General features: G+C 63.8%; 23 protein-coding genes. 9 read left to right on the top strand and 14 right to left on the bottom strand.

Translation table 11 applies throughout. The features are described from left to right. Window positions 1–87: 87 nt before the first annotated feature. From XB14_RS19530 to XB14_RS19520, 3 genes are read right to left on the bottom strand one after another with little or no spacing between them, the layout of a single operon-like run. Complete coding sequence (locus XB14_RS19530; protein WP_077963255.1) at window positions 88–2,574, bottom strand: hypothetical protein; 2,487 nt, start codon at window positions 2,572–2,574, stop codon at window positions 88–90. Next, window positions 2,571–3,407 (bottom strand): 5-dehydro-4-deoxy-D-glucuronate isomerase, encoded by an 837-nt coding sequence (gene kduI, locus XB14_RS19525; RefSeq protein WP_077963254.1) that lies wholly within the window; start codon window positions 3,405–3,407, stop codon window positions 2,571–2,573. Before kduI ends, XB14_RS19530 begins: the two co-directional genes overlap by 4 nt. Continuing rightward, window positions 3,404–4,504, bottom strand: a complete 1,101-nt coding sequence (locus tag XB14_RS19520; RefSeq protein WP_077963253.1) for a glycoside hydrolase family 88/105 protein — start codon at window positions 4,502–4,504, stop codon at window positions 3,404–3,406. The genes kduI and XB14_RS19520 overlap by 4 nt, the downstream gene beginning before the upstream one ends. A 117-nt stretch (window positions 4,505–4,621) precedes the next feature. On the opposite strand from XB14_RS19520, the gene XB14_RS19515 reads away from it, so the two are divergent. Beyond that, window positions 4,622–5,674: a LacI family DNA-binding transcriptional regulator gene (locus tag XB14_RS19515; protein WP_077963252.1), complete on the top strand. Its 1,053-nt coding sequence runs from the start codon at window positions 4,622–4,624 to the stop codon at window positions 5,672–5,674. Window positions 5,675–5,722: 48 nt separating this feature from the next. Here XB14_RS19515 and XB14_RS19510 read toward each other — a convergent pair whose 3' ends face one another. The 8 genes from XB14_RS19510 to XB14_RS19475 form a co-directional block, all read right to left on the bottom strand. Then, window positions 5,723–7,414 (bottom strand): aconitase X, encoded by a 1,692-nt coding sequence (locus tag XB14_RS19510; RefSeq protein ID WP_077963251.1) that lies wholly within the window; start codon window positions 7,412–7,414, stop codon window positions 5,723–5,725. Next, window positions 7,411–8,412: a 4-hydroxyproline epimerase gene (locus tag XB14_RS19505; protein WP_077963250.1), complete on the bottom strand. Its 1,002-nt coding sequence runs from the start codon at window positions 8,410–8,412 to the stop codon at window positions 7,411–7,413. The genes XB14_RS19510 and XB14_RS19505 overlap by 4 nt, the downstream gene beginning before the upstream one ends. Before the next feature lie 13 nt (window positions 8,413–8,425). Then, a complete protein-coding gene (locus XB14_RS19500; protein ID WP_077963249.1) occupies window positions 8,426–9,673 on the bottom strand; it encodes an NAD(P)/FAD-dependent oxidoreductase in 1,248 nt (415 codons plus the stop codon). Window positions 9,674–9,680: 7 nt separating this feature from the next. Continuing rightward, window positions 9,681–10,403 (bottom strand): amino acid ABC transporter ATP-binding protein, encoded by a 723-nt coding sequence (locus XB14_RS19495; RefSeq protein ID WP_034798411.1) that lies wholly within the window; start codon window positions 10,401–10,403, stop codon window positions 9,681–9,683. Continuing rightward, window positions 10,396–11,046, bottom strand: coding sequence for an amino acid ABC transporter permease (locus XB14_RS19490; protein ID WP_077963248.1), 651 nt, complete (start codon window positions 11,044–11,046; stop codon window positions 10,396–10,398). The genes XB14_RS19495 and XB14_RS19490 overlap by 8 nt, the downstream gene beginning before the upstream one ends. Before the next feature lie 13 nt (window positions 11,047–11,059). After that, entirely contained in the window at window positions 11,060–11,725 is a 666-nt protein-coding gene (locus tag XB14_RS19485) for an amino acid ABC transporter permease (RefSeq protein WP_077963247.1), read from the bottom strand. Between the two features lie 71 nt (window positions 11,726–11,796). After that, entirely contained in the window at window positions 11,797–12,603 is an 807-nt protein-coding gene (locus XB14_RS19480) for a transporter substrate-binding domain-containing protein (RefSeq protein WP_065778224.1), read from the bottom strand. A 224-nt stretch (window positions 12,604–12,827) separates the two neighbouring features. After that, window positions 12,828–14,345, bottom strand: a complete 1,518-nt coding sequence (locus tag XB14_RS19475) for an aldehyde dehydrogenase (NADP(+)) (protein WP_077963246.1) — start codon at window positions 14,343–14,345, stop codon at window positions 12,828–12,830. A gap of 156 nt (window positions 14,346–14,501) precedes the next feature. Between XB14_RS19475 and XB14_RS19470 the strand changes: the two genes are divergently transcribed. Beyond that, window positions 14,502–15,539: an Ldh family oxidoreductase gene (locus XB14_RS19470; RefSeq protein WP_077963245.1), complete on the top strand. Its 1,038-nt coding sequence runs from the start codon at window positions 14,502–14,504 to the stop codon at window positions 15,537–15,539. Window positions 15,540–15,641: 102 nt separating this feature from the next. On the opposite strand, the gene XB14_RS19465 is transcribed toward XB14_RS19470, so the two are convergent. Both XB14_RS19465 and XB14_RS19460 read right to left on the bottom strand, forming a co-directional pair. Beyond that, window positions 15,642–16,604 carry a dihydrodipicolinate synthase family protein gene (locus XB14_RS19465; RefSeq protein ID WP_077963244.1) on the bottom strand — a complete coding sequence of 321 codons (963 nt, stop codon included), beginning with the start codon at window positions 16,602–16,604 and terminating at the stop codon, window positions 15,642–15,644. A 114-nt stretch (window positions 16,605–16,718) separates the two neighbouring features. Continuing rightward, window positions 16,719–17,429, bottom strand: coding sequence for a GntR family transcriptional regulator (locus XB14_RS19460; protein ID WP_034798498.1), 711 nt, complete (start codon window positions 17,427–17,429; stop codon window positions 16,719–16,721). A gap of 260 nt (window positions 17,430–17,689) precedes the next feature. Between XB14_RS19460 and XB14_RS19455 the strand changes: the two genes are divergently transcribed. From XB14_RS19455 to XB14_RS19445, 3 genes are all read left to right on the top strand, one after another. Beyond that, entirely contained in the window at window positions 17,690–17,836 is a 147-nt protein-coding gene (locus XB14_RS19455; RefSeq protein WP_064817045.1) for a DUF1127 domain-containing protein, read from the top strand. Between the two features lie 191 nt (window positions 17,837–18,027). Beyond that, entirely contained in the window at window positions 18,028–18,747 is a 720-nt protein-coding gene (locus XB14_RS19450; protein WP_077963243.1) for a GNAT family N-acetyltransferase, read from the top strand. A gap of 95 nt (window positions 18,748–18,842) precedes the next feature. Further along, entirely contained in the window at window positions 18,843–19,370 is a 528-nt protein-coding gene (locus tag XB14_RS19445; RefSeq protein ID WP_077963242.1) for an EVE domain-containing protein, read from the top strand. 12 nt (window positions 19,371–19,382) lie between these two features. On the opposite strand, the gene XB14_RS19440 is transcribed toward XB14_RS19445, so the two are convergent. Then, window positions 19,383–20,324 carry an AraC family transcriptional regulator gene (locus XB14_RS19440; protein ID WP_077963241.1) on the bottom strand — a complete coding sequence of 314 codons (942 nt, stop codon included), beginning with the start codon at window positions 20,322–20,324 and terminating at the stop codon, window positions 19,383–19,385. 191 nt (window positions 20,325–20,515) lie between these two features. On the opposite strand from XB14_RS19440, the gene XB14_RS19435 reads away from it, so the two are divergent. The 4 genes from XB14_RS19435 to XB14_RS19420 all read left to right on the top strand — a co-directional run bounded on the left by XB14_RS19435 (window position 20,516) and on the right by XB14_RS19420 (window position 26,381). Continuing rightward, window positions 20,516–21,979: an alpha-glucosidase/alpha-galactosidase gene (locus XB14_RS19435; protein WP_077963240.1), complete on the top strand. Its 1,464-nt coding sequence runs from the start codon at window positions 20,516–20,518 to the stop codon at window positions 21,977–21,979. 115 nt (window positions 21,980–22,094) lie between these two features. Then, window positions 22,095–24,179, top strand: a complete 2,085-nt coding sequence (locus XB14_RS19430) for an ABC transporter substrate-binding protein (RefSeq protein WP_077963239.1) — start codon at window positions 22,095–22,097, stop codon at window positions 24,177–24,179. 67 nt (window positions 24,180–24,246) lie between these two features. Continuing rightward, the gene (locus XB14_RS19425; RefSeq protein ID WP_077963238.1) at window positions 24,247–25,257 is read left to right on the top strand and encodes an ABC transporter permease; all 1,011 of its coding nucleotides are present in this window, start codon (window positions 24,247–24,249) and stop codon (window positions 25,255–25,257) included. Continuing rightward, window positions 25,254–26,381, top strand: coding sequence for an ABC transporter permease (locus XB14_RS19420; protein ID WP_077963237.1), 1,128 nt, complete (start codon window positions 25,254–25,256; stop codon window positions 26,379–26,381). Before XB14_RS19425 ends, XB14_RS19420 begins: the two co-directional genes overlap by 4 nt. Window positions 26,382–26,390 lie beyond the last annotated feature (9 nt).

The following is a 26,390-nucleotide window of genomic DNA, read 5'->3' as shown; positions in this document are numbered from 1 at the left end:
TCTCCTCCACTTGATCCTTGGACGAGCGTCCTCCCGCTCGCTTGGGACGGCGCCGGCTTCTCCCGGCCGGCGCAATTCTTCGTGCCCTTATCGGGCGGCGAGCATGGTCGCCTCGCCAGCCACGGTGAAATCCTTGGCGGCGATGGTACGCCCTTCGGCCTCGGTCGAACCGTCACTGCGGAAGACCACGCGGCCATAGTCCGGATCGTTGACGACGAAGGCGCCGTCGGCCGTTTCCTCGACCAGGAGCGCAGCAAACCTGGCTTCCGCCTCGGCAAGTTCCCCGGCTTCGCAAACCCTGACGACCCACCGTGTCCTGTGTCCAGCCTGGCGCAGTTCCGCATTGGCCGACGGGCCGTCGGTCACGGGGACCAGCGTGTTGTCGCCGATCAGGACAACGGCGCCGCGGCCGCTGCGGGCCAGCGCGAGTTTGCCACTCACCCTGCTCTCGTCAAATTCGGCGACCGGGAACCAGGCATGGGTGAAATCCGGTTGTTCGCTGACGGTCGAAAAGTCGAGTACGGCCAGCCCCCTGTACTGGTGGGCACGAGGGAGGGTGCCGCAACCACCCCAATAGGATGGCCGGCCGTACCCGAACTGAATGGTTTCGCCCGGATGGTTGATCCAGATCGCCGCTTCCGGCCGCTGGCCAAGGCGCAAATGCAGCACTGTTTCCTGATAGCCCCATTCGTTCCAGCGATAATGCGCCGCCGAGCCCATGGCGAAATGGCGGCCCTTGTAGTGGTAGAGCGCGGCAAAACGGTTTTCGCCCTGGGCGAAGCGCCATTCCTGATGGGTCGCCTCGTCCTGGTGGCAGGCAACGGCGGCGAGCGCTTCCGGTACGACAAGGCCGTGGTCGCGCAGGCAGACGGCAAGCTGGGGCAGCGCGTGTACCCGGCGGCCGTACCAGCCCTTGCTCCAGAGCAGGCGGGCGACACCCGAGAGTTCGAGCGAACGGCCGGCGCAGAGCGTGTGCTCGTAGGAGCGGCCTTGCGCCGCCGTCACCATGCCGTGATGGGCCGAACGCGCGATGATCTCGCAGAGGCGCACGATGCCCTTCTTCGCCCGTTCGGCAATGTCGGCATCCGGCGAAAGGGCCGCCAGTGCCGTCAGGCCCTTGAGGTCGATCGGGAAATAGGGGGCCGAGTTGAACTCCGCCATTTCCCAGGCCTCGAAGTGATCCAGCCAGGCGCGGACGCGGGTAGCACCGACGGCGCTTTGCTCGCTTCCCTTGCGGCCCGAGCGGCGGAAGGTTGCCTCCGGGAAGAGGTGACCGGCAAGATAGGCGGAGGTGTGGAACAGAAGCGCGTGGTTTTCGGAGAAATACCACTGCACGTCGTTGCCCGGCTCATCCATCCAGTAGCGGAAACCAAGGATCGCCTGGTCGATGCGGCCGCGGGTCTTTTCGCCGATATCTTTCCCCCAACTCGCGCGTGACCAGATCAGCGGCACCAGCGAGAAGTCGGCGCAGTCGTGGCAATCCTCGATCGAGGGCAGGATCTCCTCGATCATCGCATCGGTGTCGGCGCCGCCGCGACCGCTGGCAAGCCGTGCAAAAGCACGAACCGTATCGCGCTCGGAAAAGCCGGAGATCTCGTCGAGCGTTTCGGTGATCCGGGCGACAAGAGTTTCCGCCGGTTTGCCCTGGCGGCCGGCATGGCAGATCTCGACGCCGAGCGAGCGCGAGGCGACGAAGCCGCCGGCATCAAGCGTGATGCGGAAATGGCGGAAATCGGCCGGCGTCTCCTCCGATGGTCCGATCACCAGCCTCTTGTCGCCGGCCTTCAGCACGAAGTCGTGGTCGAAGCGTTCGGTCGACATGAAGTCGCCTTCGACCGCGACATTGACCTTGACGTCGAGCGGCAGGGCGGCTGCGAAGAGAAGCGTGATGTCGCCTTCGAAGTAGGCGGTGCGGTCGAAATGCATGCCGTCGAGCGCGGTTTCGATGTCGGCTGCGGCGGCACTGGCGCAGGGAACGGGCAGTGCCACGCGGGCGATCGGGCCGGAGAGATAGTCGAACTGGAAGAAGTAACGCGCATCGCGTTCGGCGAGATCATCAAAGAAGATCGTGACCTCGTTGAGCCCGGCCTGAAGCGGCAGCTCGAATTCGGCCTTGGCTTCGAGGTTGCGGCTATAGGGTGCCATCCAGCCGATTTCGGCTCCGTTCAAGAAGACAACCGCGCCGCCGCATGTGCCAAGGCGGATCTTCGCGGTTCCTGCCGTGTCGGCCTCGATCGAGGTGCGGGCCCAGGTGGCAAGCCGTGTCGGCCGGAACCAGAAGCCCGAGAGATCGAGCCGCGGCGAGCCGAAGGGCAGCCACCAGCGGCTGGCCTCGAACGTGCCGCGCACGTCTGGCCGCTTGCCGCGGTAGCGTTCGGCGAAGATCGTCCGGCAGGGATACTCGTGCGGAATGAAGTTCTTGTGCTTGGTCAGGAAGAAGAAGGGATCCATTTCGCCCTTCATCGGCTGGTCCGGCACGTCGAAGCGTTCCTCGGCGATCGCGCCGAGCTGCCAGTAGCCGATGGCCTGCCCTGGAACGAGGTTTTTCTTCAGATGGAAAATCGGATCGCTCATTTCAGCTCAGCCAAGGCTACGGGGGTGACGTCGTTGTATTCCTGGTTTTCGCCGGTCATGCCCCAGACGAAGGCATAGGGCCCGGTGCCGGCGCCCATGTGGATAGACCAGGCCGGTGACAGCACCGCGTCACAGTCAGCGACGATCAGGTGCCGGGTCTCGTCCGGCTCGCCCATCACGTGGACGATCCGGTCCTCGGGCGCCATGTCGAAGTAGCAATAGGCCTCCATCCGCCGCTCATGCACATGCGGCGGCATGGTGTTCCATGCGCTGCCTTCGGCGAGATCGGTGATGCCCATCAAAAGCAGGCAGGAAGGCATGACTTCCGGATGGATGTACATGACGAGGCGGCGCCTGTTCGAGCGCTTGACGTCGCCGAGTTCGATCGCCTTTGCCTCTGCCTTCCGGATCAGCCGGTGCGGCAGGTCGGCGCCGGCGGGCACCGAGTTCATGTAGAAGCGTGCAGGCCTGTCGGCGGTTTCGCTCGAAACGACGATCTCCTTCGCGCCGCGCCCGACATAGAGCACGTCGCGGTTTTCGAGCACGAAGCTCTTGCCGTCGACCGTGATGGTGCCGGTGCTGCCGAGATTGGCGATGCCCATCTCGCGCGCCGAAAGCAGGTAGGGCGTGCCGATATCGGCGCCCGATCCGAAGGAGACGCTTTTCGTCTTCGGCATGGCGCCGCCGAGGATCAGCCGGTCGACATGGGTGTAGGTGAAGTTCACCGCGTCCTCGGCAAAGAGATCGCTGATCAGGAATTCGCGGCGAAGCCGCGCCGTGTCGTAGGTCTTGATGTCTTCGGGATTGGCCCCGTAGAGAACCTTCATCGTCATGCTGCCTGTCCTTCCGCGCCGACATGCTGCAGGGCTTCGGACAGGCACAGGATTGCCAGTGCCTGGCCGTAGCCCGTCGGCTGAATTGGGATGTCCTTGTAGAATTGCAGGTCGTGGCCCATGCGCGTGCCGTAGGAGACGTTGAGCACCGTGCCGGTCTCGTCGATGTTGCGCATCACCGCGTCCAGCGCCCGCAGACCTGCGGCGCGCCAGGCAGGGGTGCCGTAACCAAGGCGATAACCCTTGAGCAGGCCGTAGCCGATGCCGGCGGTGGCCGAGATCTCTTCATAAGACGATGCGTCGTCGAGCAGCGTGCGCCAGGCGCCGGACGCTGTCTGCAGCGGCAGAAGCGCCTCGACCTGGGTGACAAGCACGCCGCGCAGATACTCTTTCACTGGCGCCGCAATCTCAGCGAGGTCGAAGAGATCGAGCATGCCGGCGGTGATCCAGGCATTGCCGCGCGCCCAGCGCGCCCGGGCGAAATTGTGCCGGCCGTCGAAGGTCCAGCCGTGGAACCAGAGGCCCGAATGCGTGTCGGCAAGATAGCGTGCATGGACGAGGAACTGCCGTGAGGCCTCGTCGATCAGTTCGCGCCGGCCGCTCGCCTGGCCGTAGGAGGCAAGGAAAAGGGCGACCATGTAGAGCGTGTCGTCCCAGAGCTCGTTGTCGTTGACCTTGTCGGAGACATGGTGCTCGAAGCCGCCTTCCGGCGTGCGACCCATTTCGCTCATCACCCGGTCTGCCCACTCGTCGAGCAAGGGCTTCCAGCGAGGGTTCCCGGTCTTTGCCCAGAGCACGGAGAGGCCGAGCATCGGCGCCGTGGTGTTGACGTTCAGCTCGGGAAGGCCTGCTGCCAGACGCCCCTCGTACCAAGTCTCGATAAGCGCGCGGATATCGTCGCGGCCGGTAAACTGCCAGAGCTTGATCAGGCCATAGAGGCCGACGCCTTGCGGCCATTCCCAGCTGTCGAAACTGATGTAGTCGCCCGCGGTCCCGTCGAGGTTCGGCTCGTCGAACCGTCCGTCGTGCTTGAGACCGGTCATGCCGCCGACAAGGCGATCGAGACCCGTGCGAATGTCGTGGGCATTCAGGCCCATGGCGTTCCTCCTCCTCAGCCGCTCTTCCCTCGGCTTTCTTGAGAGAGATAAAGGCATGACGTTTTTTCTTGCGCAATATGAAAATTTTTCTCAGTATTGTGGCAAGGGAGGATCGGGATGACCGTCAAACCGTTGGCCGGCAAACGCGGCAGGAAGAGCAAGAAGGTCCGGCTGGAGGATATCGCCGAAGCTTGCGGCGTTTCCCTAAGTACGGCGTCACGCGCCTTGGCGGGTGAAAAAGGCGTGCGCGCGGAAATCCGCCAGAAGGTGCTGGAGGCGGCAAAGAACGCGAACTACGTGATCCCGACCGCGGTGGCCGGGCAAAAGGTCATCGTGGCGGCGTCGAGTGCTGCGATGATCGACTATGTGCGTAACCAGTTCACCCACTATGTGTTGGAGGGGCTGAAAGAACGGGCACAGGCGCTGGATCTCGAAATCGTCACCCGGCCGATTGCCGACCGGAGCGAAGAGCTCGCCGTGCTTGCCGAGGCAGAGAGCGACGAACAGGTTGCCGGCCTCTTGTTTCTGACGATCGACGACGAGGGTATGCTGGCGGCCACCCGCGGCTTCGACAAGCCGGTGGTGCTTTTGAACAGCGACGACCCGTTCATGCGGCTGTCGAGCGTCACGCCCTGCAACCGCTCAAGCGCACGGCTTGCGACCGACCACCTGACCGAGCTCGGACACGAGCGCATCCTGTTTCTGATGCGGCCCGGTCGCCGCACGATCGAGCGGCGTTACGAGGGCTGGCGCGATGGCTTGCTGGCGAAGGGCCTGCCTATAGACGACGACTTGCTCGTCACTGTCGAGGACTGGCTGCCGGAACTGGCAATGCAGGCGCTGATGCAGCGGATCGCCGATCGGGGTCTGGACTTCACAGCTGTGCTCGCCGCCGGTGACAGTCTTGCGGTCGGCGCTATGGTGGGCATTCAGCAGAAGGGCTTTTCGGTTCCCGGCGACGTCTCGGTCATGGGCATGGACGACCTGCCGCAGGCAGCCTTCCTCAACCCGCCGCTGACGACGATGCACATCCCGATGCGCGAGATCGGCTCGGTCGCGCTCGATCTCCTGCGCGACACGCTTTCAGGCATTCCGGCGCCACCACGGCGGGTGGAGCTAGCCTGTCATCTGGTGCCGCGGGCCTCGACGGCGCCGCCGCGCGGCGCCTGAACCGACACCATGGCGACGGGTTTGGCCGTCGCTATCGCGTCGCGATCCTCAGGAGAGCCAGGCCGGCAACCGTGCCGGAACACGCCCGGTCAGAGCCGCCTGGACACAATCGGCGAGGCTGCCGAAGCGAACGGCGCGGCCGGAAAGGCCGGGGCCGTAGTGGGCGTATTTGCCGGAATTGGTCATCAGTGCCCGGGTCCTGGTCGGGAAGACCGGTTCGGAGATCGAGCACCAGCAGAGATCCGGCAAGACCTGGATGCCGCTTGCTTCCAGGCGTGAAAGCAGACCTTCGTCCCTTGCTGCGGCAATCGCGTCTCGTCCGGCGGTCACGATGACGGCGACATTTCCATCGCGCTTGCGGCCGTCGAAAGCGACTGCCAGAGCGCGGCATTCCTCAAGCGACGCATGCGGGCTGCCGATGGCGACAAGTTCGACCTCCGCCGGACCTTCGTTCAGGAGCGACCATGCCGCGGCCATGTCGGCGCGCGTGATCTTGGTGCGGTCGGCATTCTCGGCCGCGGCACCTTCCGCTTCCGGGGTTACGCCCTCCACGTGCAGCATGGGTGCTGCGGAGGTGGTGCCGAAGGCGGCGCAGAGCGCCTTCAGGTCGTCGCGCGAGGGCTTTGCCGATGCAAGACCGCGCAGCAGCGGGATGCGGTCGGGCGCGGCCTTGCCGGCGAGATAACCGATCAGCGGCCAGAAGGCATCGTCGATGTTCTCAGGCAGTTCCACGTCGATGACGCGCGTCGCCTTGCGCGGCTGGTCGAGATAGACACCCGAGAGCGGCGCACGAGCGGTGAGCGCGATGCAGAGGTCGAGAAAGTCGGGGTGTTTGGCAGTGCGCGCGCCGAGCACCGTATTGGCGAATATGACGGCGTTCGATTCCGCCCAGGCGATGGATTCGCCCGCCTTCGGGGCGCTGTCGAGCAGATAGGGCGAGCAGGTGAAGGTCGGGCGGCAGCCCATGCGCACATAGGCATCGGCAAGCCTTGCGGCCGGGTCGCCGAAGCTTTCCGGCACGCCCTGCGCCTTCCAGTTTGCGCGATCGACCGAGATCGCATTCATCGTCGTCGGCACCCGGACCTTCGCGCCCATGGCGGCCATCTTTTCGGCAAAGGTAAGATTGGCGGGGCTCGCATAGATGCAGCCGTCGATATGGCCCTGGACGACGTCGATAAGCTTTTCCGCGCCCTGCTGCGCGGCCATCGCCGCGATGATGCGCATCGCCTGCTGCACGGCGATGCCGTCGCGGCCATCGAGCATGGCGCGATCGTTTTCGCTGAGGTCGAGAGCCGTCGTCGCCGGCGGGGCGACCGGGATCGTCAGGCCGTCGGCCTCGATCGCCCTAGCGCTGATCCGTGCCGACTTTGCCTGTGAGAGCGCCTTGAAGGCGTCGCGCGAAAGGCGTAGTACTGGCAGTGACTTGCCGAACATTTCGGCCGCGATCAGCGCGCCGAGCGTCAGCACGTCCTCGGCTTCCGAGAAGATCAGGGCCGCCGGTGCGCGGCCGGTCAGCGCCATGTCGAGCAGCACACCCGAACCGGTGCAGGAACCACGGCTCGACGGCATCATCAGGATGCCGCCGCTAAGACAGAGATCGTGCAGCGGATGGTGCACGTCGATCACCCGGCCCGTCGCCGGATCGACCCCGCCCCAGAAGCTCAGCGCCTCCTCGGTGGCGATGATGGGGCCATCGGCGGAGCCGGAGAGAATGCTGCGGGCGGAGATCGATTGGGTCATTTTACGACAAATCCATGAGCAAAGGGGTCGCGGTCATCGATGAAGATCGTGTTGATGCCGGTCATGCGGGCCCAGCCGGCGATCGAGGGAATGATGGCATCGCGGTCGGCGACCTTGGTCGCTGCCTCGACGCGGCCCTTGAACAGCGAGCCGATGATCGACTCGTGCACGAACTCGTCGCCGACCTTGAGCTTGCCTTTGGCGGCAAGCTGCGCCATGCGCGCCGATGTGCCGGTGCCGCAGGGCGAACGATCGATCGCCTTTTCGCCGTAGAACACGGCGTTGCGCGCATGCGCCTCGGCCTTGGTCGCCTTGCCGGTCCACTGTATGTGGCTGAGGCCCTGGATCTCGGGATGCTCCGGATGCACGAACTCGTATTTCGCGTTGAGTGCCGCCCGCAGCTTCGGGCTCCAGCCGACGAGTTCGCCGGCCGTGTGGTCGGCCATGTCGCGAAAGTTCTTCTGCGGCTCGACGATGGCGTAGAAATTGCCGCCATAGGCGACGTCGACGACGATCTCGCCGAGACCCTCGACTTCAGCCGTCAGCTCTTCGGCATAGAGGAAGCCCGGCACGTTGGTGAGACGCACTTCCTCGACGAAGCGGCCTTCCTGGCGGTAGGTGATGTCGACCTTGCCGGCCGGCGCGTCGATCGAAAGTTTGCCCGGTTCGCGCGGGGTGATCAGGCCGTTTTCGATCGCCATGGTGATGGTGCCGATCGTGCCGTGGCCGCACATCGGCAGGCAGCCCGACGTTTCGATGAAGAGCACGGCGACGTCGCAGTCCGGCCGGGTTGGCGGATAGAGGATCGAGCCCGACATCATGTCGTGGCCGCGCGGCTCGAACATCAGGCCGGTGCGGATCCAGTCGAACTCGCGCAGGAAATGCGCCCGCTTCTCCAGCATGTTGGCCCCTTCGAGCCGCGGTCCGCCGCCGGAAACGAGGCGGACCGGGTTGCCGCAGGTGTGGCCGTCGATGCAGGAGAAGGTGTGGTTGGCCATGGATTAAACTCTATCAGAAACGTTGAGGCGAGAAGGAACTGATGTCGATCGCCGGCCGCTGGCCGGTGAGCAGATCGGCGACCAGCCGGGCGGTGCCGGCCGATTGGGTGAGGCCGAGATGGCCGTGACCGAAGGCGTAGACGACGCGGCCGGTGGCGCGGGCGCGGCCGATCGCCGGCAGGCTGTCGGGCAGCGACGGGCGGAAGCCCATCCACTGTACGCCGCCTTCGCTCTTGAAGCCGGGCAGGAAGGTCTGAGCCTTCTTCAGCATGGCCTCCGAGCGGCGATAATTCGGCGGCAGCTTCAGGCCGCCGAGTTCGACGGCGCCGCCGACGCGGATGCCGGTCGAGAGCCTGGTCACGACGAAGCCATGGCCGCCGAAAGTAACCTGGGTGCGCAGGTCGAAGGCATCCTGCGGCAGCGTGGTGTTGTAGCCGCGCTCGGTTTCGAGCGGAATGCGCTCGCCGAGTGTGCGGGCGACCTGGTGCGAGAAGGCGCCGGCCGACAGCACCACCTGGTCTGCACGCCGCGTTTTGCCGTCAGCCGTCAGTTCGACGCCGCCATCGACTGGCTTCAGCGCCGTCACCTCGGCCCGTTCGATCGTGCCGCCCTTGGCGCGGAAATGGTCGGCGAGCGCCAGCGTATAGAGCTTCGGATCGGCGATCGAGTACCAGCCGGGCGTAAACGTGCCATGGGTGAAGCGCGGCGCAAGGCCGGGCTGGATCTCGGCCATTTCAGCCGCACCCATATGGCGGAATTCGATGCCGTGTTCAGCCCGCGCCTTCCAGCCCGCAAGAGACGCTTTCAGCTCGCTCTCGCTTTCGTAGACCTGGAGATTGCCTTCCTTGCGCAACATCGGCAGCGTGCCGGTCTCCGCCAGGAACGGTTCCAGCTCCGCCTTGGAGAGGTCCATGATCGCCGTCTGCGCGGTCGTCGAGTGCGCGACGCGGCCAGGCGAGCAGGCGCGCCAGAAGCGGAACATCCAAGGGGCGATCTGCGCCGCATAGGCCGGCGGCACGCTCAAGGGGCCGAGCGGGTCGAGCAGCCACTTCGGCGCCTTCTTGAGGATGCCGGGCGAAGCGAGCGGCAGGATGTCGGTGAAGGCGAAAGCCCCGGCATTGCCCGCCGAGGCACCTGCTGCCGGGCCTTCCCGGTCGAGCACGGTGACGGAAAGTCCCCGTGCCTGGGCGGCGATGGCCGCAGAAAGGCCGACAACGCCGGCGCCGATGACGATGACGTCAGGCTGAACTGCATCCTTCATGATCGGCTCAGTGCGTCGCTGCCAGGAACTTCTGGAGTTCCGGATCCTTCGGCGCGCCGAAGAGCGCTTCCGGTGCGGCGATTTCCGCCATCACGCCCTTGTGGAAGAAGGCGACGCGGTCGGAGACCTCGCGAGCGAACTTCATCTCGTGCGTGACGCAGATCATCGTCATGCCCTCGGACGCCAGCATGCGCAGCGTGTCGAGCACTTCGCCGACGAGCTGCGGGTCGAGTGCCGAGGTCACTTCGTCAAACAGCATGTATTCCGGCGACATCGCAAGCGCGCGGGCGATCGCCATGCGCTGCTGCTGGCCGCCCGACATGCGGGTTGGATAGACGCCGAGCTTCTCGCCGAGGCCGACGTGGGTCAGCTGCTTTACGGCGTTCTCCTCGGCCTTTTCCTTGGAGAGGCCGAGCACCTTGCGCGGCGCCAGCATGACGTTTTCAAGCACGGTCAGGTGCGGGAAAGCATTGAACTGCTGGAAGACGATGCCGAGCTTGCTGCGCAGCTTGTTGAGGTTTGTTGACTTCGCGTGGACCTCGGTGCCGTCGACGAGGATGCGGCCGGCATCGATCGGCTCGAGACCGTTGATGCAGGTAAGCAGTGTCGATTTGCCGGAACCGGAGCCGCCAATGATGGTCAGCACCTCGCCCTTGTTGACGGTGAGGTCGATGCCTTTGAGAACCTCCAGCGAGCCGAAGGATTTGCGAACGTTCTGGATCTCAATCATTGGACCACCGTTTTTCAAGGTAACCGCCGAGCCGGGCGATTGGGAAGCTGATGAGGAAGTAGATGGCGCCGCAGATCAGAAGGATCAGCAGCGGTTCCTGCAGGCGGGTGACGAGCACCTGCGAGGCGCGCAAGAGTTCGATGAGGCCGAGCCAGAGGACGAGGGCGGAGTCCTTCATGACTCCGAGCGTCAGGCCGATCCAGGACGGCAGCGAAACGCGGGTCGCAAGCGGCGCCACGATGTAACGCATGTCCTGCCACCAGGTCATGCCGAGCGAGCGGGCGGCACGGCGCGTCGTCGGCGGAACCGACGAGATGCCGCCGCGCACGATTTCGGTGCAATAGGCGGCCGTATAGAGCGACAGCACCACGCAGGAGGTCGTGAACGGCGCCCAGCCGAGCTTGGCGATCGCCTGGAAGGCGTTGGCAAGGACGAGCTGGATGAGCAGCGGCACCGAGCGGAAGACGTCGAGCACGAAGGTGAGCGGGGCGGCCCAGTAGGGGCCGACCTGGTTGCGCACGACGCCGAAGATGATGCCGAGCACCGTGCCGGCGGTAACCGAGACGGCGGTGACTGCGAGCGTCATCAGGGCGCCTTGCAGCAGGAAGCCGAGATCAGCGAGGGTGAGGGCGGTATTGAACATCTCTCACCTCTCCTTAGTAGCGGAACATGCGCGCGGCGAGCAAGCGTGCCCCGAGCGTCACGGCCTTGGCGATCAGGTAGTAGATGACAGCCGCGATCGCGAAGAATTCGAAGGTGCGGAACGAACGGGCGTTCAGTTCCTGGGTGATGCCGGCCAGGTCGGTGTTCATGCCGACGGTGACGCCAAGCGAGGTCATCAGGATTGCCCAGACCATCTGGTTGGTCACCGGCAGGAAGGCGATGCGCAGCATCTGCGGCAGCACGATGTAGCGGAAGGCCTGAACCGAGGTCATGCCGAGGGACCGGCCGGCTCGCGCCTGGGTATCCGGAATGGCCTTGAGCGCGCCGCGGAAGTTTTCCGCAAGATAACCGGCATTGTTGAAGGCGATCCCCGCGAGCAGCGCCGTATAGGGGCTCAAATGGATGCCGAAATTGCCGAGCCCGAAGTGGGCCATGTAGATCTGGAACAACGCCGGCGTGTTGCGGGCGATCTCGACCCAGGCAGTGGCAAAACCGCCGAGGATGCGATTGCCCGACAGGCGGCAGGCTGTCAGCGCGAGCGCCAGTGCCAGGCCGATGACCATCGAGAGCAGAGCCACCTGCAGGGTGACCAGCGCTCCATCGAGCATCTGCGGCAGGGCTTTGAGCGCCTGGTTCCAATGGAAGGTATAACTGAACATGTTTCGTCTCACCTCTTCGGAAACGAATAGCGGCGCGAAGCTATACTTCGCGCCGCGAGATGAACGGCATATTAGCGGTAAACGCCCTTGGCCGTAAGGTCCGGAAGCTCGCCGCCGACCCACTTTTCGTAGAGCTCTGCGTAGCGGCCGGTGCGGACCTGCTGGTTGATGAAGAGGTTGAGGAAGTTGACGAAGCCGTATTCTTCGCGGTTGGTGAAGAGCGCGACGTAGTCGGTGTCGAACGGCGCCTTGCCGACGACGGAGATGCCGGCGAACTTGCCGCCCTTGACGTTGGCCTGGGCAACCGTCGAGGTCGAAACCGTGGCGTCGATCTGGCCCTGGCTGAGCGCGAGGAAGACGTCGGCCTGGGTCTGGTACGGACGGAACTCGCCAGCACCCCATTCCTTGACCTGCTTTTCGAGCGCGATCGCTTCGAACGTGCCGGCGGTGGCGCCGACGACCTTGCCCTTCATGTCTTCGAAGGACTTGACGCCCGACTTTTCGTTGGCGGTGACGGCCATTTCGAAGGCGAAGTAGGGGATCGTCATGCCGACGGTCTTGGCACGCTCAAGCGTGTCCGAGGTGGAGGCAACGCCGACGTCGACACGGCCCGACATCAGAGCGGGAATACGCTCCGGGAACGGGGTTTCGACGATTTCGGCGGTGACGCCGAGTGCCTTTGCGAGGTCGTTGCAGTAATCGACGTCAAAACCGATCGGGTTGTTGTTCTCGTCGCGAGAACCCATCGGCGGGAAGTCGAGCACGACTGCGCAACGCAGCGTACCCGAGCCGATGACGTCATCCAGCTTGTCGGCATGGGCCTGGCTGGTCAGAGCAGCGGCCGCAACGAGGCCGAGCGCGAGCACCGAAGTCTTCATTATCTCTCTCCCTGAAATGAGTGCCGTTTGACGGCTGAGGCACTATTCCGTTTTAGAGAGCACAAATCAATAGAAAAATACAATTAGTATACAAAAAGTATAAGTTCATAACGCAAAACGCGCGTGGGCATCCCATTTGTTTCGCCAAATGAGATGCCCACGAAGCGATCTGTCGTGTCAGCAGAGTGCGGGCGGCAAGCCGCCCGCCATTTTCCCCGCGCGTTTTAGCCCTGGAAATCTTCGGGCAGCAGGCCTTCCGGCATGTTCTGGTAGGCAACCGGACGCAGGAAGCGGCGGATCGACATCGTGCCGACACTGGTGGCGCCGAAGTTGGTCGAGGCCGGGTAGGGGCCACCATGGACCATGGAATCGACCACCTCGACGCCGGTCGGGAAGCCGTTGACGAGCACGCGGCCGGCCTTGCGCTCGAGGATCGGGCGCAGACGCCGGGCGGTCTCGAGGTCGGCCTCGTCCATGTGGATCGTGGTGGTCAGTTGCCCCTGGAACCCGCGGGCGAGCTGCTCCATCTCGCCGGTCGAACCGACGCGGATAACGAGACCGAGCGGGCCGAAGACCTCTTCGCCGAGCGCATGGTCGGCGAGGAACTGCTCGCCTGACGTTTCGAACAGGTTCGGCGAGGCGGAGCGGCCGGAGGGTTCCGTCGTCAGAAGCGGCTTGACGGCGTTGCGGCTCTCGAAATGCGCCTTGCCGTCGTGATAGGCCTTGCCGATGCCGTCGGTGAGCATCGTCTGCGGTGCCACCTTGCCGAGCGCTTCGACGGCGGCCGTGGTGAAGCGGTCGGCGTCAGCGCCTTCGACCACCACGGCGATGCCGGGATTGGTGCAGAACTGGCCGGCGCCCATGGTCAGCGAGCCCGCCCAACCCTGACCGAGCGTTTCGGCGCGTGCCTTCAGCGCCTCCGGCAGCAGGAACATCGGGTTGACCGAACCGAGTTCGCCGAAGAACGGGATCGGTTCGGGACGCGCGGCGCAGAGATTGAAGAGGGCACGGCCACCGGCGAGCGAACCAGTGAAGCCGACGGCCTTGATCAGCGGATGCTGCACCAGCGCTTCGCCGACCTGGCGGTTGCCGCCCTGGATCAACGAGAAGACGCCCGGGTGAACGCCGGTCTTGCGGATTGCGGCTTCGACGGCCTCGGCGACGATTTCGCCGGTGCCCGGATGGGCCGAATGACCCTTGACGACCACGGGGCAGCCGGCAGCAAGCGCCGCTGCGGTGTCGCCACCAGCGGTCGAAAACGCGAGCGGGAAGTTCGAGGCCCCAAAGACGGCGACCGGGCCGATCGGGCGCTGGATCAGGCGGATTTCCGGGCGCGGCGCCGGCTGGCGCTCGGGCAGGGCCGCGTCGAAACGGCGGTCGAGATATTCACCCTTTTCGATGTGGTCGGCGAAGAGGCGAAGCTGGCCGGTGGTGCGGCCGCGTTCGCCCTGGAGGCGCGCTTCCGGCAGGCCGGTTTCCTGGCTGCCGATCTCGGTGATGGCTTCGGCGCGTGCCTCGATCTCGTCGGCAATGGCGCGCAGGAACGCGGCGCGCTCGGCGCGGGTCGAATAGCCGTAGCTCAGGAAGGCTTCTTCGGCGGCTTCAGCCGCGCGGTTGACGAGCTCCACGGTGCCGGTGGCGAACTGATGGACCGGACCATGGGCGGGTGCCGATGCGAAGGTGCCCGCGCCGTCGAGCCATTCGCCGGCGACAAGGTGTTTTCCTTTGGGGGTGAAGGCCATCTGCCGATCCTTTCGTTCGATCCCGGATTGCCTTTTGTGGCGGAGGGGATCATGGCTGAATTGCACTTGTCGGATCTTTGTATACTATATGTATGCAGAACATCAATCGCCTGACTGGCCCTTCCGGATCAGGCGCAGCATTTGAGAGGGAGAGAGATGAGCGAAACCAATACCCTGACGATCGCAGCACTTTTCGAGCGCGTCGAGGCGATTTTCCTGAAGGCGGGGCTCAACGCCGTCCAGGCCGGTGCGCTTGCCCGCGTGATCGTCGCCGGCGAGCGTGATGCCTGCAAGTCGCACGGCGTCTACCGCATCGAAGGGGCACTGCGCACCGTCAAGGCCGGCAAGGTGAAGCCGGACGCGGTGCCGGCGCTCGACGCGGGCGAAGGTTCGGCCATCGTCAAGGTCGACGCCAAGGGCGGTTTTGCCAATCCGGCCTTCGAGCTCGGCCTGCCGGTGCTTGCCGAGCGCGCCCGTTCGCTCGGGATCGCGGCGCTCGTCATCAACGACTGCACCCATTTCTCGGCACTCTGGCCGGAAGTGGAAGGCCTGACGGGCGAAGGCCTTGCCGGCCTCGTGATGTGCCCGAGCTATGCGACCGTTGCGCCGACCGGCGGCAACAAGCCGCTTCTCGGCACCAATCCCTTCGCCTTCGGCTGGCCGCGCCAGAACAAGCCGCCCTACGTCTTCGACTTCGCGACTTCGGTTGCCGCCCGCGGTGAGATCGAACTGCACCGCCGCGCCGGCAAGCCCTTGCCCGAGGGCTGGGCGATCGATGCCGAAGGCAACCCGACGACGGATCCGGACGCGGCGCTCGCCGGCGCCATGCTGCCCTTCGGCGGCCACAAGGGCTCGGCGATCGGCACGATGGTGGAACTCCTCGCCGGCATCATGATCGGTGACCTGACGAGCCCGGAAGTGCTCGATTATCTCGGCACGACGACGCTTGCCCCCTTCCATGGCGAACTGATCGTCGCCTTCTCGCCCGAAAAATTCGCGGCCGGACGGCCGGGCAATCCCTTCGCGCGTGCCGAAATCCTGTTCGAGGCGATCGTCGGCCAGGGCGCCCGCCTGCCGTCGCAGCGTCGCTTCGTGGCGCGCGCCAAGTCGGAAGCCGAAGGTGTCGTTCTCAACACGGCTGAAATCGAGCAGCTCGAGCGGCTGCTTGCTCTTGGACTGGACGCCGTCGCGTAAGCCACGGCTAACCTTTTCGTCGGTCATCGACCCGTCGAGACTGCCAAACGAAAAAGGCCCTCCAACCGGAGGGCCTTTTCTATTTAAGTGCTGATCGAGCGATCAGGCCTTGTACTTCTGGACGGCGCCCGGGAGCTTGCTCCACTCGGCATACCAGGCGGTGAACAGCTTGAACTGGGCTTCGACGTAGCCGCGCTGGCTGTCGGAGAGAACGTCGCTCTCGTTGAAGTGCAGCGTGTATTCCTTGTCGCCCTTCAGCACCATCATGTGCTTGAAGTAAAGAACGAGGTCCGGGCCTTCGTCGAAAGAGGAGAGCACGGCAAGCGCCTGCTCCAGTTCCAGTGCGCGCTGGCGGGCGTCGACGTCGCCTTCGGCGGCGGCACGCGACAGGTTGCACATGTGGATGACTTCCTTCGGCAGAACGCAGCCGATGCCGGTGATGGCACCCGTTGCGCCGCAGTTGACGAAGCCGTGGAAAACGGCCGTGTCGACACCGATCATCAGCGAGACGCCATCGTCACGGCTGGTGATGTTCTCGGCCGCATAACGCATGTCGGCAGCGCCGCCGAATTCCTTGAAGCCGACGAGGTTCGGATGTTCGGCGCGCAGCGCGAAGAACAGGTCGGCGCGGGTGGCGAAGCCGTAGTACGGGCTGTTGTAGATGACAGCAGGCAGGCTCGGGGCGGCCGAGAGAATGGCCTTGAAGTGGTTCTTCTGGGCAGCGACGACCGAACCACGGGAAAGCACGCGCGGGATGACCATCAGGCCGTGGGCGCCGACCTTCTCGGCATGTGCCGCGTGAGCGACGGCCGAAGCGGTGTTGACGGCGCCGGTGCCGACGATGACAGGGATGCCGGCCTTGACGAGGCGCTCGACGCCCTCCATGCGCTGCGCATCGGTCAGGAGCGGCCAGTCACCCATCGAGCCGCAGTAGACGACGGCGGACATGCCTTGAGCGATCAGCTCCTTGCCCTTGCGCACCAGCGCGTCGAAATCGGGCGTGCGGTCTTCCTTGCAGGGGGTCATCAGCGCCGGGATGACGCCGGTGAAAATCTGAGCCTTCATCTGAAACTCCTCTCGGGCTTTGTCTTCAGGGCAGCGGCGCACCTACGCCCCTGCCTTTGATCCAGACAATAGCTGTTTGTATTTTATTTGTCGACAAGAAAAATACAAAGGTCGCTACAAAGCGATATCGAGCTTGTTGTTGCGGGCAAAAAGCTTCTGCACCTGCTCGACGATCTGCTCCGCATGCGCCTTGCCCAGCCGATCCGCAGCCTCGACGTCGCGCGCCGCGATCGCGGCGATCATGGCCGCATGCTCGTCGACGAAGCGCTGGGGGAACTGCTCGTCATAGGACTGATAATAGAGACGGAGAATGCGCCGCCCTTCGTCCAGCAGCCGGCGGAACAGGCTGGTGAAATAGGGGTTGCGTCCGCTTTCCGCGATTGCCGCATGGAAGGCGGCGTTGGTGGCGATCATCGTGAGCGGGTCGCGCGTCTGCACGGCTGCCGCATAGTCTTCGTGGAAGCCGCGAATGATCGCCAGGTCTTCCGGGCGGTGGTTCTGCGCCGCAAGCCGCGTGGTGACGCGGTACATCAGCACCAGCGCGTCGAAGAACGGATTGAGATTGAGGAAGTCGATGTTCGCCACCATCGTCGAGCGGTTCGGCAGCGTGTCGATCAGCCCTTCGCCGGCAAGACGCACCAGCGCCTCGCGGATCGGCGTGCGCGACATCTTCAGCCGCTCGGCAAGCTGCACTTCGTCGATCGGGCTGCCCGGCGGCAGCACCAGGTCGAGGATCTCGTCGCGCAAGAGGTCATAGACCATCTTTACGCCGGAGCCGCGCTTACGCTCGGGGATGGGGCTGTTGTCGGTGTCGATATCGGTCATGTCAGATTCCTTTGTCGACAAAAGAAATACTTGTCTCTGTCGCCGGGATCAACAGTTTCCGCTGCCGTCATTGCGCGAAGCTGTTATCCGCATCTGCGTGCACAGGTTGTTGTGGCGACCCATGCGTTTCCCACATGGGAGCGCTGAGTTTTGAGCGCTGCAACTTACGGAAAGCCTGAGATATAAGGTGTTCATCGAAGCGAAACGAGGCGCCACGGACTGGCAGCCAGGCTTCGAAAGCCCATTGAAAGGGGGATCAAATGAACATCGCACGCTCCATCAACAACTGGCGCAAGTATCGTCAGACGGTCACCGAACTGGGCCGCATGTCGAACCGCGAACTTCGCGACCTCGGCATCGAACGCGCCGACATCGACCGCGTCGCACGTACGGCCTTCGCCCGCTAAGGCGATCTTAAAGACTGAAGAATTGCCAAGCGCCTGCATCTCCTGCGGGCGCTTTTGCTTTTTGGCGCCTTCATTGCGCCATTGTTGTCCCACACATCGCTGGCACTGCGATTTGATTAATCGACTACTCTATTAATTGCGCCGCTTGCCGCCGACAGGCGCAGGCGTGTCCTTTCAAGAGACCGCGTGCCATGCCGTTGTTTTCACCTGAGATTACCGATTTCTGGAACGCGTCCTTTTCGGGCGATGTTCTCGCCAGCGCGGATCGGTTTACCGTCGCGGTCAATCCCGACCTCGACGAGGACAGCCCGGCCATGGTGCTGCACACCGCTGAAAACGGCGTGATCATGGTCCTGTCCCCGCCGCTCGCCGCCGCGCTGTCGTCAGCGGCGGGACAGGTGCTCACCGAAGCGACCCTTCGCCAGGGGTTGCGCGATGCCGGCATCGTTCTGAACGGTGCTGACAACCTTTTCTACTTCGCCGAAGCGGATAAGACTGTGCTGTTGCGGGAGAAATCGAGCGACCATGTGCGCGCGCTCACGGCGAAGGATGCGGCAGCGTTCGCCCTGTTCCAGGGCTCCGCCTCGGAAGAGGACCTCGATGCGGCCTATGTCGAACTGGATCACTGGCTGGTCTACGGTGCCTTCGATGGTGACAGGCTGGTCTGTGCCGCGAGCATGTATCCCTGGCAGGAGCGGCAGATCGCCGATCTCGGTGTGCTGACGCTTGTGTCCGACAGGGGAAGGGGCCACGCCCGCAACGTCGTGCGCGCAATCAGCAGGGTCGCCCTCGAAAAGGGCTACCAGCCGCAATATCGCTACCAGCTCGACAACCACGCGTCGGTGGCGCTTGCGGGAGCCGTGGGCGTGACGCTTTTTGGCCAATGGGAAGCGCCCTCCGAAGACGGCTGAGACGCGGCTCGACGGTATGCCGGGCCGTCAAAACGATGCTGACAGAATCTGGCAGGGGTCGCGCGTAAAGTGGTCCCAGGATAAGAGATCGAGGGATGACCATGTCAGCGCAGAATTTGTTTCAGACGGGCGGTGCAAACAGGCCAGGCGAGCGCAATTTCTGGATCGGTGCGGTTTCCGGCGACGATCTGCAGCATGCTGCGGAAGACGGCTTCTCTCGCTTTGGCTACGGCTACGGCAATGTCCAGGCGATGACGCGCATGAAGGCGGGTGACGGCTTCATCGGTTATGCGCCCAACGCCGCCTACAATGGCAGGGCGGGGCTTGCCTGTTTTGCCGCCATCGGCGTCGTCAAGGAGCGCCCTCCCTACTTCTTTGCCATGGGCGGCGTCGCCCCGCATCGCGGCGACATCGACTGGGCCGACAGCATGGAGGCGCCGGTTCGGCCGTGGCTCGACAGCTTGGAATTTGCCGAAGGCAACCGCAACTGGGACCAGAAGCTCCGTCTTGGTCATCTGGCCATCAGCGAGCGGGATTTTCGCGTGATCGCGCGGGCCATGCACGCAGACCTCGGCATGGTTTTCCCGAGGGTGCCGGCCTTTCGCCAGCAGCTTGCCGGCTGATCGCTCGCGTCCTCAACCAGGCAGCAGCACCGTTGCGTCCTCCGCCGTGTCGACCGGTTGCTCCACGGAGCCGGCGGCGATGCTGGCATACATGCCGGTGGTTCTGAATTCCGTCGGGCTCAGACCGAAGGAGCGGCGGAAGACCTTGGCGAAATAGTTGGGATCTTCGAAGCCGGAGAGGATTGCCACCTCCTTGACCGGCAGGCTCGCGGTTTTCGTCAGCAGTTTCACGGCGCGCTGCAAGCGCTTCTGCAGCACATATTCGGCCGGCGCCATGCCTTCGCTGGCGGCAAAGACGCGGGAGAAATGGGCGCGGCTCAAGCCTGAGACGCGCGCCAGTTCTTCCACCGGAAGCGGGCTCTGCAGGTTGTTCATGATGTGATCGACGACTCGGTGCATCGTCCGATGCTCGTGGCTGAACACCGGGTGTGAGCCGAAGACGTCGTCATAGAGTGCCATCGCCGCCTCATAGGCAATCGCCGAGGCCCGGCCCGGCGTCTCGCCGCCGCGGACTAGGCGCAGGCTGCAGTCGGCGAGATGCTCGATCGTTTCCGGCTGCAGCTTCAGCACGGGGCCGGTGACGGCGAGAATGGCGCGGTGGATGCGTAAGGCCTCGTCGCCATTCATCGAGATCCAGAAAAACTCCCATCGCCCGCCATTTTCCAGCCAGTAGCGATGATTGTGCGGCACGAGCAACAGCAGCGTCTCGCCCTCGCGCACCCGATAGGCGCGGTTCTCGTAGCGCAGATTTCCAGCGCCCGCGATCGTGTGCTGCAGCACGGTGAAGGGCGTGTTTCCGCGCTTTCTGCCGTCCCAGTCATAGGTCGCATTGGTGCGGATTTCATAGCCGGTGCTGGTCGGCATCGTATGCAGGCTCTGGCGTCCGCGCGGCAGCGAAACGGTGCGCATGACGGGGCCATTATCGATCAAATCTTGCAGCATAGAATTACCCATAAAAGCACAATACCGCTCTGGCGGGGTCGGCGATTATACACATAATGACCACCAACAGCGCAACAGGCAGTGCTTTTGGCCCATAGGAAATGGGGGGAATCATCGAAGTTGCGCGCACAGGCGGCGAAGAACCGTGAATTGATTTTACCCTTTGTCAGAGACGTATGCAGTTCATGAGGAGTGAAAAGGGCATGGCAACATTCAAGATCGCCATCATCGGCGCCGGCAGTATCGGCTTTACCAAAAAGCTCTTCACCGACATTGTCGCCGTGCCCGAGCTGCGCGATATCGAGGTGGCGTTGACCGATCTCAGCGCCCGCAATCTGGAGATGATCAAGGCGATCCTCGACCGGATCGTCGAGGTCAACCGCCTGCCGACGAAGGTGACGGCAACCACCGATCGGCTGAAAGCGCTCGAAGGCGCCCGCTACATTATCAGCTGCGTCCGCGTCGGCGGTCTCGAAGCCTATGCCGACGACATCCGCATCCCCTTGAAATACGGCGTCGACCAATGCGTCGGCGACACGATCTGCGCCGGTGGCATCCTCTACGGCCAGCGCAACATTCCTGTGATCCTCGACTTCTGCAAGGACATCCGCGCCGTCGCCGAACCGGGCGCTAAGTTCCTGAACTATGCCAACCCGATGGCGATGAACACCTGGGCGGCGATCGAATACGGCAAGGTCGATACGGTCGGCCTCTGCCACGGCGTCCAGCACGGCGGTGAGCAGATCGCCGAAATCCTTGGTGCAAGTGACGGCGAACTCGACTACATCTGCTCCGGCATCAACCATCAGACCTGGTTCGTTGATGTCAGGCTCAGAGGCCGCAAGGTCGGGAAGGACGAGCTTGTCGCCGCCTTCGAGGCGCACCCGGTGTTCTCGCAACAAGAGAAGCTTCGGATCGACGTGTTGAAGCGTTTCGGCGTCTATTCGACCGAAAGCAACGGTCATCTCTCCGAATATCTGCCCTGGTATCGCAAGCGCCCGGAGGAAATCACCCGCTGGATAGACATGTCCGACTGGATCCACGGCGAGACCGGCGGTTACCTCCGCTATTCGACTGAGACCCGCAACTGGTTCGAGACCGAGTTTCCGCAGTTCCTGGAGGCAGCCGGAAAGCCACTCGACCACAGCCGTCGCTCGAACGAGCACGCGAGCCATATCCTGGAAGCGCTGGAGACGGGCCGGGTCTATCGCGGCCATTTCAACGTCAAGAATTCAGGCGTCATCACCAATCTGCCGGCCGACGCGATCGTCGAATCGCCCGGCTTCGTTGATCGTTTCGGCATCAACATGGTCTCGGGCATCACGCTTCCCGAGGCCTGCGCCGCCACCTGCCTGTCGTCGGTCAACGTCCAGCGCATGTCGGTGCATGCGGCCGTGACCGGCGATCTCGACCTTCTGAAGCTCGCGATGCTGCACGATCCGCTGGTCGGCGCCATCTGCACGCCGGAGGAGGTCTGGCAGATGGTCGACGAAATGGTGGTCGCGCAAGCTGCGTGGCTGCCGCAATACGCCCATGCGATCGACGGTGCGAAGGAGCGGCTGAGCCGCGCCACCGTCAAGACGCGCGAATGGAATGGCGCGGCGCGCCGCCAGGTGCGTTCGCTCGATGAACTGCGCGCCGAAAAGCAGGCCCGAGCAGCGGGCTGATCGATTGCAGCACGGGCCCGCGTGAGGAGACGCGGGGCACGTGCTTGCGCAACTGCAGACTTTCTAAGGAGGAGGCCACGCTTCAGCGCGGCGAATAGAGGGAGAATCTGAGCCAATGACCAGCCACAGACTGACGAAAATGGCGAGCCTGCTGCTCGTCGGCATCTCGACCTTCGCCCTTGAGGCGGCTGCCTCCGATCCGACCGTCGTGCCGGAGCAGCCGCCGTTCCCGGCCCAGGGCAAGATCACCTATGTGCCGCGCGACTCGATCGCCGAGTTCAAGGCACTGCCGGAATACAAGGAACCGGCCTGGGTCACCGAGAAATACGTCAAGGCCGGCAAGCTGCCGCCGGTCGCAGACCGCCTGCCGAAGGAGCCGATGGTCTTCAAATCAGGCAACATGCCCGATGGCGTCGGCGTCTACGGTGACACGCTGCGCCACGTCATCGGCGGCCGCCCCGAGGGCTGGAACTACTCGGCCGGCCAGAGCCAGGGCTGGGGCGGCATCGACATCGGCATGTCGGAATGCCTGACGCGCACCGCGCCGCTGTTCCAGGTGGAGGCAAATGACGTCGAGCCGCTGCCGAACCTTGCCAAAAGCTGGGACTGGTCGGCGGACGGCCACAAGCTGACGATGCATCTGGTCGAGGGCGCCAAATGGTCGGACGGTGACTCCTTCGATGCCGACGATGTGATGTTCTACTGGGAAGACAACGTTCTCGACCCGAATGTATCCCCGCTGAACGGCGCGACGCCCGAGACCTTCGGCGTCGGCACGACGCTGAAGAAGATCGACCAGAACACGGTCGAATGGACCTTCAAGGAGGCCTTCCCGCGCCAGCATCTCTATGCCATGGCCTATGGCACCTTCTGCCCCGGCCCGTCGCATGTTCTCAAGGCCAAGCATCCGAAATATGCCGGCACGACTTATGACCAGTACAAGAACGCCTTCCCGCCGGAATACATGAACATCCCGGTCATGGGTGCCTGGGTTCCGGTCGCCTATCGCCCCGACGATATCATCGTGCTGCGCCGCAACCCCTACTACTGGAAGGTCGACGAGGCCGGCAACCAGCTCCCCTATATCAACGAGCTGCACTACAAGCTCTCGACCTGGGCCGACCGGGACGTGCAGGCGATCGCCGGGTCTGCCGATCTGTCCAACCTGGAGCAGCCGGAAAACTTCGTCGAATCGCTGAAGCGCGCTGCCCAGGATACGGCGCCGGCAAGGCTTGCCTTCGGCCCGCGCCTCATCGGCTACAATCTGCACATGAACTTCTCGGCCAACGGCTGGGGCGAGCCGGACGAACGCGCCCAGGCCGTGCGTGAGCTCAACCGCAACGAGGACTTCCGCAAGGCGGTGACCATGGCGGTCGACCGCAAGAAGCTCGGCGAAGCCCTGGTGAAGGGCCCGTTCACGGCGATCTATCCCGGCGGTCTATCCTCCGGCACTAGCTTCTATGACCGGCAATCGACCGTCTACTACCCCTTCGACCTCGATGGCGCGAAGGCGCTGCTCGAAAAGGCCGGTCTCAAGGACACCGACGGCAACGGCTTCGTCAACTTCCCGGAGGGCAAGGCCGGCGGCAAGGACGTCGAGATCGTGCTTCTCATCGACAACAGCTATGCGACCGACCGCAACCTCGCCGAAGGAATCATCGGCCAGATGGAAAAGCTCGGCCTGCGCGTCGTTCTGAATTCGCTGGACGGCAAGCAGCGTGACGCGGCCAACTATGCCGGCCGCTTCGACTGGATGGTTCACCGCAACGGCCCGGAATACGCCTCCGTCGTGCAGAATACGCCGCAGCTTGGCGCAACAGGCCCGCGCACCAGCTGGCACCACCGCGCACCGGAGGGCGGTCAGGTCGACCTGATGCCGTTCGAACAGGAGCTTGTCGATACCATTAACAAGTTCATCGCCACCAACGACAATGCCGAGCGCGTGGCGCTGATGAAAGAGTACCAGAAGATCGCGACGACGAACCTCGATACGGTCGGTCTCACCGAATATCCGGGTGCGCTGATCATCAACAAGCGCTTCGCCAACGTCCCAACGGGTGCGCCGATCTTCATGTTCAACTGGGCGGAGGACACGATCATGCGCGAGCGCCTCTTCGTACCCTCGGACAAACAGGGTGACTTCGAGCTCTTTGCCGAACAGCTTCCGGGCAAGCCCGGCGAGAAGAGCCTCAGCAACTGATGCCAAGCCGCTCCTCCGGCTTCGCCGGGGGAGCGCTCCGTCACCCCAACCGACAGAAGGAAACGGCATGTTCAGGTTTCTGCTTGTCCGCATCGCCTCTGCCATTCCGGTGCTGCTTGTCCTCAGCGTCGCGACGTTTGCCATCATCCAGGCCCCGCCCGGAGACTACAGCGACTATATCCGCTCGCAGCTCATCAACCAGGGCGGTGCGTCCTATGAGGAAGCCGAAGCCCAGGCGCAGGCCTATCGCAAGGAGCATGGGCTCGATCGGCCGATGGCGGTGCAGTACGTCAACTGGATGACCGGCATCCTGACGCGCGGCGATTTCGGCCACAGCCTCTACTACAACAAGCCGGTTGCCGATGTCGTCGGCGAGCGCCTGCCGCGCACTTTGGCCCTGGCTCTCGTCTGCCACATCCTGGCGTCGGTGATCGGCATTTCCTTCGGCATCATTGCGGCGACGCGGCAATATTCCTGGATCGACAGCCTGCTTTCGACTGTCGCCTTCCTCGGCATGACGGTGCCGCGCTTCCTGATGGCGCTGATCATCGTCTACATCCTCGTCTTCCACTTCAATGTCAGCGAAATCAACAGCTTCCACTCGGCGCGCTATGGCGGTGCGCCCTGGTCCTGGGACAAGTTCGTCGACCTCGTCAAACATGTCTGGCCGGTCGTGGCGATCGCCACCTTCGGCGGGCTCGCCTACAATATGCGGGTGATGCGCGGCAATCTCTTGGACACTCTGAACGCGCAATATGTCGAGACGGCGCGGGCAAAGGGCTTGAGCGAAGGTGCCGTGGTCATGCGCCACGCTGTTCCGAACGCGCTGCATCCGCTGATCATGTACCAGGGCGTCGTGCTGCCCTACATGCTGACCGGCGAGATCGAGACCGCGATCATCTTCGCGCTGCCGACCGTCGGCCCCGCCATTGTCGGCTCCATGTGGGTGGGCGACGTCTATGTCACCGCCACCTTCATGCTGGTGCTATCGGCGACCCTTATCCTCGGCAACATCATCGCCGACATGCTGCTTGCCGCGCTCGATCCGCGCGTGCGTCTCGGAGGAGCTCACGCATGACCGTCGAGATGCAAACAACCCTTCCGCTCGTCGTCGAACCCAAGAACGAGCAGCACAATGAAAGCTACCAGGCGCTCGTTTGGCGCCGGCTGAAGCGCTCCTGGACCGGCATGCTCGGCCTCGTGCTCGTCGGCCTCTTGATCTTCATGGCGGTCTTTGCCGACTTCCTGTCGCCGGTCGATCCGAAGGCGACCGGTGTCGCCTTCGCGCCGCCGCAGGCGATCAGCTTCACCGACAAGGACGGCAACGTCGTCTTCTCGCCGCGCAGCTATCCCTTGAGCGAAGGCACCGAGCTTGACCCGATCACCTTCCAGCCGATCATCGGTCCTGACTACGACAATCCGCAGATCCTCGGTTTCTTCGTCAAGGGCGCACCCTATCGCCTCTTCGGGCTGATCCCGGCCGAACGCCATTTCTTCGGCGCGGTCGATGGTTCGCCGGTGCACCTGCTCGGCACCGACAAGTTCGGCCGCGACGTGCTCTCGCGCATCTTCGTCGGATCGCGCATTTCGCTGATGATTGCACTGATCGTCGTTTCGATCGTGACCGTCGTCGGCACCACCGTCGGCATGGCGTCGGGCGATTTCGGCGGCCGTTTCGACGTCTGGACCCAGCGCTTCGTGGAATTGGTGCTCGCCTTCCCGCAACTGCCGCTCTATCTGGCGCTGACTTCGCTGATCCCGGTGACGGCACCCACCAACGTCTTCCTCGCCTTCGTCATCATCGTCATGTCGGCGCTCGGCTGGGCGCAGATGTCGCGCGAGGTACGCGGCAAGACGCTGGCGCTTGCCCGCATCGACTACGTGCGGGCGGCAATCGCCGTCGGCGCCAGCGACCGGCGCATCATCTTCCAGCACATCCTGCCGAACGTGATGAGCCATGTGATCGTCGCCGTCACGCTGTCGATCCCGCAGGTGGTGCTCTTGGAATCCTTCCTCGGGTTCCTGGGCTTCGCGGTCAAGCCGCCGCTGATTTCCTGGGGGCTGATGCTGCAGGACACGTCAACCTATTCCGTCATCGGGTCCTATCCCTGGATCCTCTCGCCCGTCGCCTTCGTGCTTGTCACGGTCTTCGCCTTCAATGCCCTTGGCGACGGCCTGCGCGACGCCATCGATCCCTATTGAGGAGGACGC

The organism is Ensifer adhaerens, assembly GCF_002007205.1.
Classification (GTDB): domain Bacteria; phylum Pseudomonadota; class Alphaproteobacteria; order Rhizobiales; family Rhizobiaceae; genus Ensifer; species Ensifer adhaerens_D.
Note: the sequence above shows the minus strand (reverse complement) of the source record. Positions and strands in the feature narration are given on the sequence as shown.

What these genes read in the sequence shown, in the direction of transcription:
- XB14_RS19530 (WP_077963255.1), bottom strand. Translation starts at nt 2,574, where the DNA reads ATGAGCGATCCGATTTTCCATCTGAAGAAAAACCTCGTTCCAGGGCAG.
- kduI (WP_077963254.1), bottom strand. Translation starts at nt 3,407, where the DNA reads ATGACGATGAAGGTTCTCTACGGGGCCAATCCCGAAGACATCAAGACC.
- XB14_RS19520 (WP_077963253.1), bottom strand. Translation starts at nt 4,504, where the DNA reads ATGGGCCTGAATGCCCACGACATTCGCACGGGTCTCGATCGCCTTGTC.
- XB14_RS19515 (WP_077963252.1), top strand. Translation starts at nt 4,622, where the DNA reads ATGACCGTCAAACCGTTGGCCGGCAAACGCGGCAGGAAGAGCAAGAAG.
- XB14_RS19510 (WP_077963251.1), bottom strand. Translation starts at nt 7,414, where the DNA reads ATGACCCAATCGATCTCCGCCCGCAGCATTCTCTCCGGCTCCGCCGAT.
- XB14_RS19505 (WP_077963250.1), bottom strand. Translation starts at nt 8,412, where the DNA reads ATGGCCAACCACACCTTCTCCTGCATCGACGGCCACACCTGCGGCAAC.
- XB14_RS19500 (WP_077963249.1), bottom strand. Translation starts at nt 9,673, where the DNA reads ATGAAGGATGCAGTTCAGCCTGACGTCATCGTCATCGGCGCCGGCGTT.
- XB14_RS19495 (WP_034798411.1), bottom strand. Translation starts at nt 10,403, where the DNA reads ATGATTGAGATCCAGAACGTTCGCAAATCCTTCGGCTCGCTGGAGGTT.
- XB14_RS19490 (WP_077963248.1), bottom strand. Translation starts at nt 11,046, where the DNA reads ATGTTCAATACCGCCCTCACCCTCGCTGATCTCGGCTTCCTGCTGCAA.
- XB14_RS19485 (WP_077963247.1), bottom strand. Translation starts at nt 11,725, where the DNA reads ATGTTCAGTTATACCTTCCATTGGAACCAGGCGCTCAAAGCCCTGCCG.
- XB14_RS19480 (WP_065778224.1), bottom strand. Translation starts at nt 12,603, where the DNA reads ATGAAGACTTCGGTGCTCGCGCTCGGCCTCGTTGCGGCCGCTGCTCTG.
- XB14_RS19475 (WP_077963246.1), bottom strand. Translation starts at nt 14,345, where the DNA reads ATGGCCTTCACCCCCAAAGGAAAACACCTTGTCGCCGGCGAATGGCTC.
- XB14_RS19470 (WP_077963245.1), top strand. Translation starts at nt 14,502, where the DNA reads ATGAGCGAAACCAATACCCTGACGATCGCAGCACTTTTCGAGCGCGTC.
- XB14_RS19465 (WP_077963244.1), bottom strand. Translation starts at nt 16,604, where the DNA reads ATGAAGGCTCAGATTTTCACCGGCGTCATCCCGGCGCTGATGACCCCC.
- XB14_RS19460 (WP_034798498.1), bottom strand. Translation starts at nt 17,429, where the DNA reads ATGACCGATATCGACACCGACAACAGCCCCATCCCCGAGCGTAAGCGC.
- XB14_RS19455 (WP_064817045.1), top strand. Translation starts at nt 17,690, where the DNA reads ATGAACATCGCACGCTCCATCAACAACTGGCGCAAGTATCGTCAGACG.
- XB14_RS19450 (WP_077963243.1), top strand. Translation starts at nt 18,028, where the DNA reads ATGCCGTTGTTTTCACCTGAGATTACCGATTTCTGGAACGCGTCCTTT.
- XB14_RS19445 (WP_077963242.1), top strand. Translation starts at nt 18,843, where the DNA reads ATGACCATGTCAGCGCAGAATTTGTTTCAGACGGGCGGTGCAAACAGG.
- XB14_RS19440 (WP_077963241.1), bottom strand. Translation starts at nt 20,324, where the DNA reads ATGGGTAATTCTATGCTGCAAGATTTGATCGATAATGGCCCCGTCATG.
- XB14_RS19435 (WP_077963240.1), top strand. Translation starts at nt 20,516, where the DNA reads ATGGCAACATTCAAGATCGCCATCATCGGCGCCGGCAGTATCGGCTTT.
- XB14_RS19430 (WP_077963239.1), top strand. Translation starts at nt 22,095, where the DNA reads ATGACCAGCCACAGACTGACGAAAATGGCGAGCCTGCTGCTCGTCGGC.
- XB14_RS19425 (WP_077963238.1), top strand. Translation starts at nt 24,247, where the DNA reads ATGTTCAGGTTTCTGCTTGTCCGCATCGCCTCTGCCATTCCGGTGCTG.
- XB14_RS19420 (WP_077963237.1), top strand. Translation starts at nt 25,254, where the DNA reads ATGACCGTCGAGATGCAAACAACCCTTCCGCTCGTCGTCGAACCCAAG.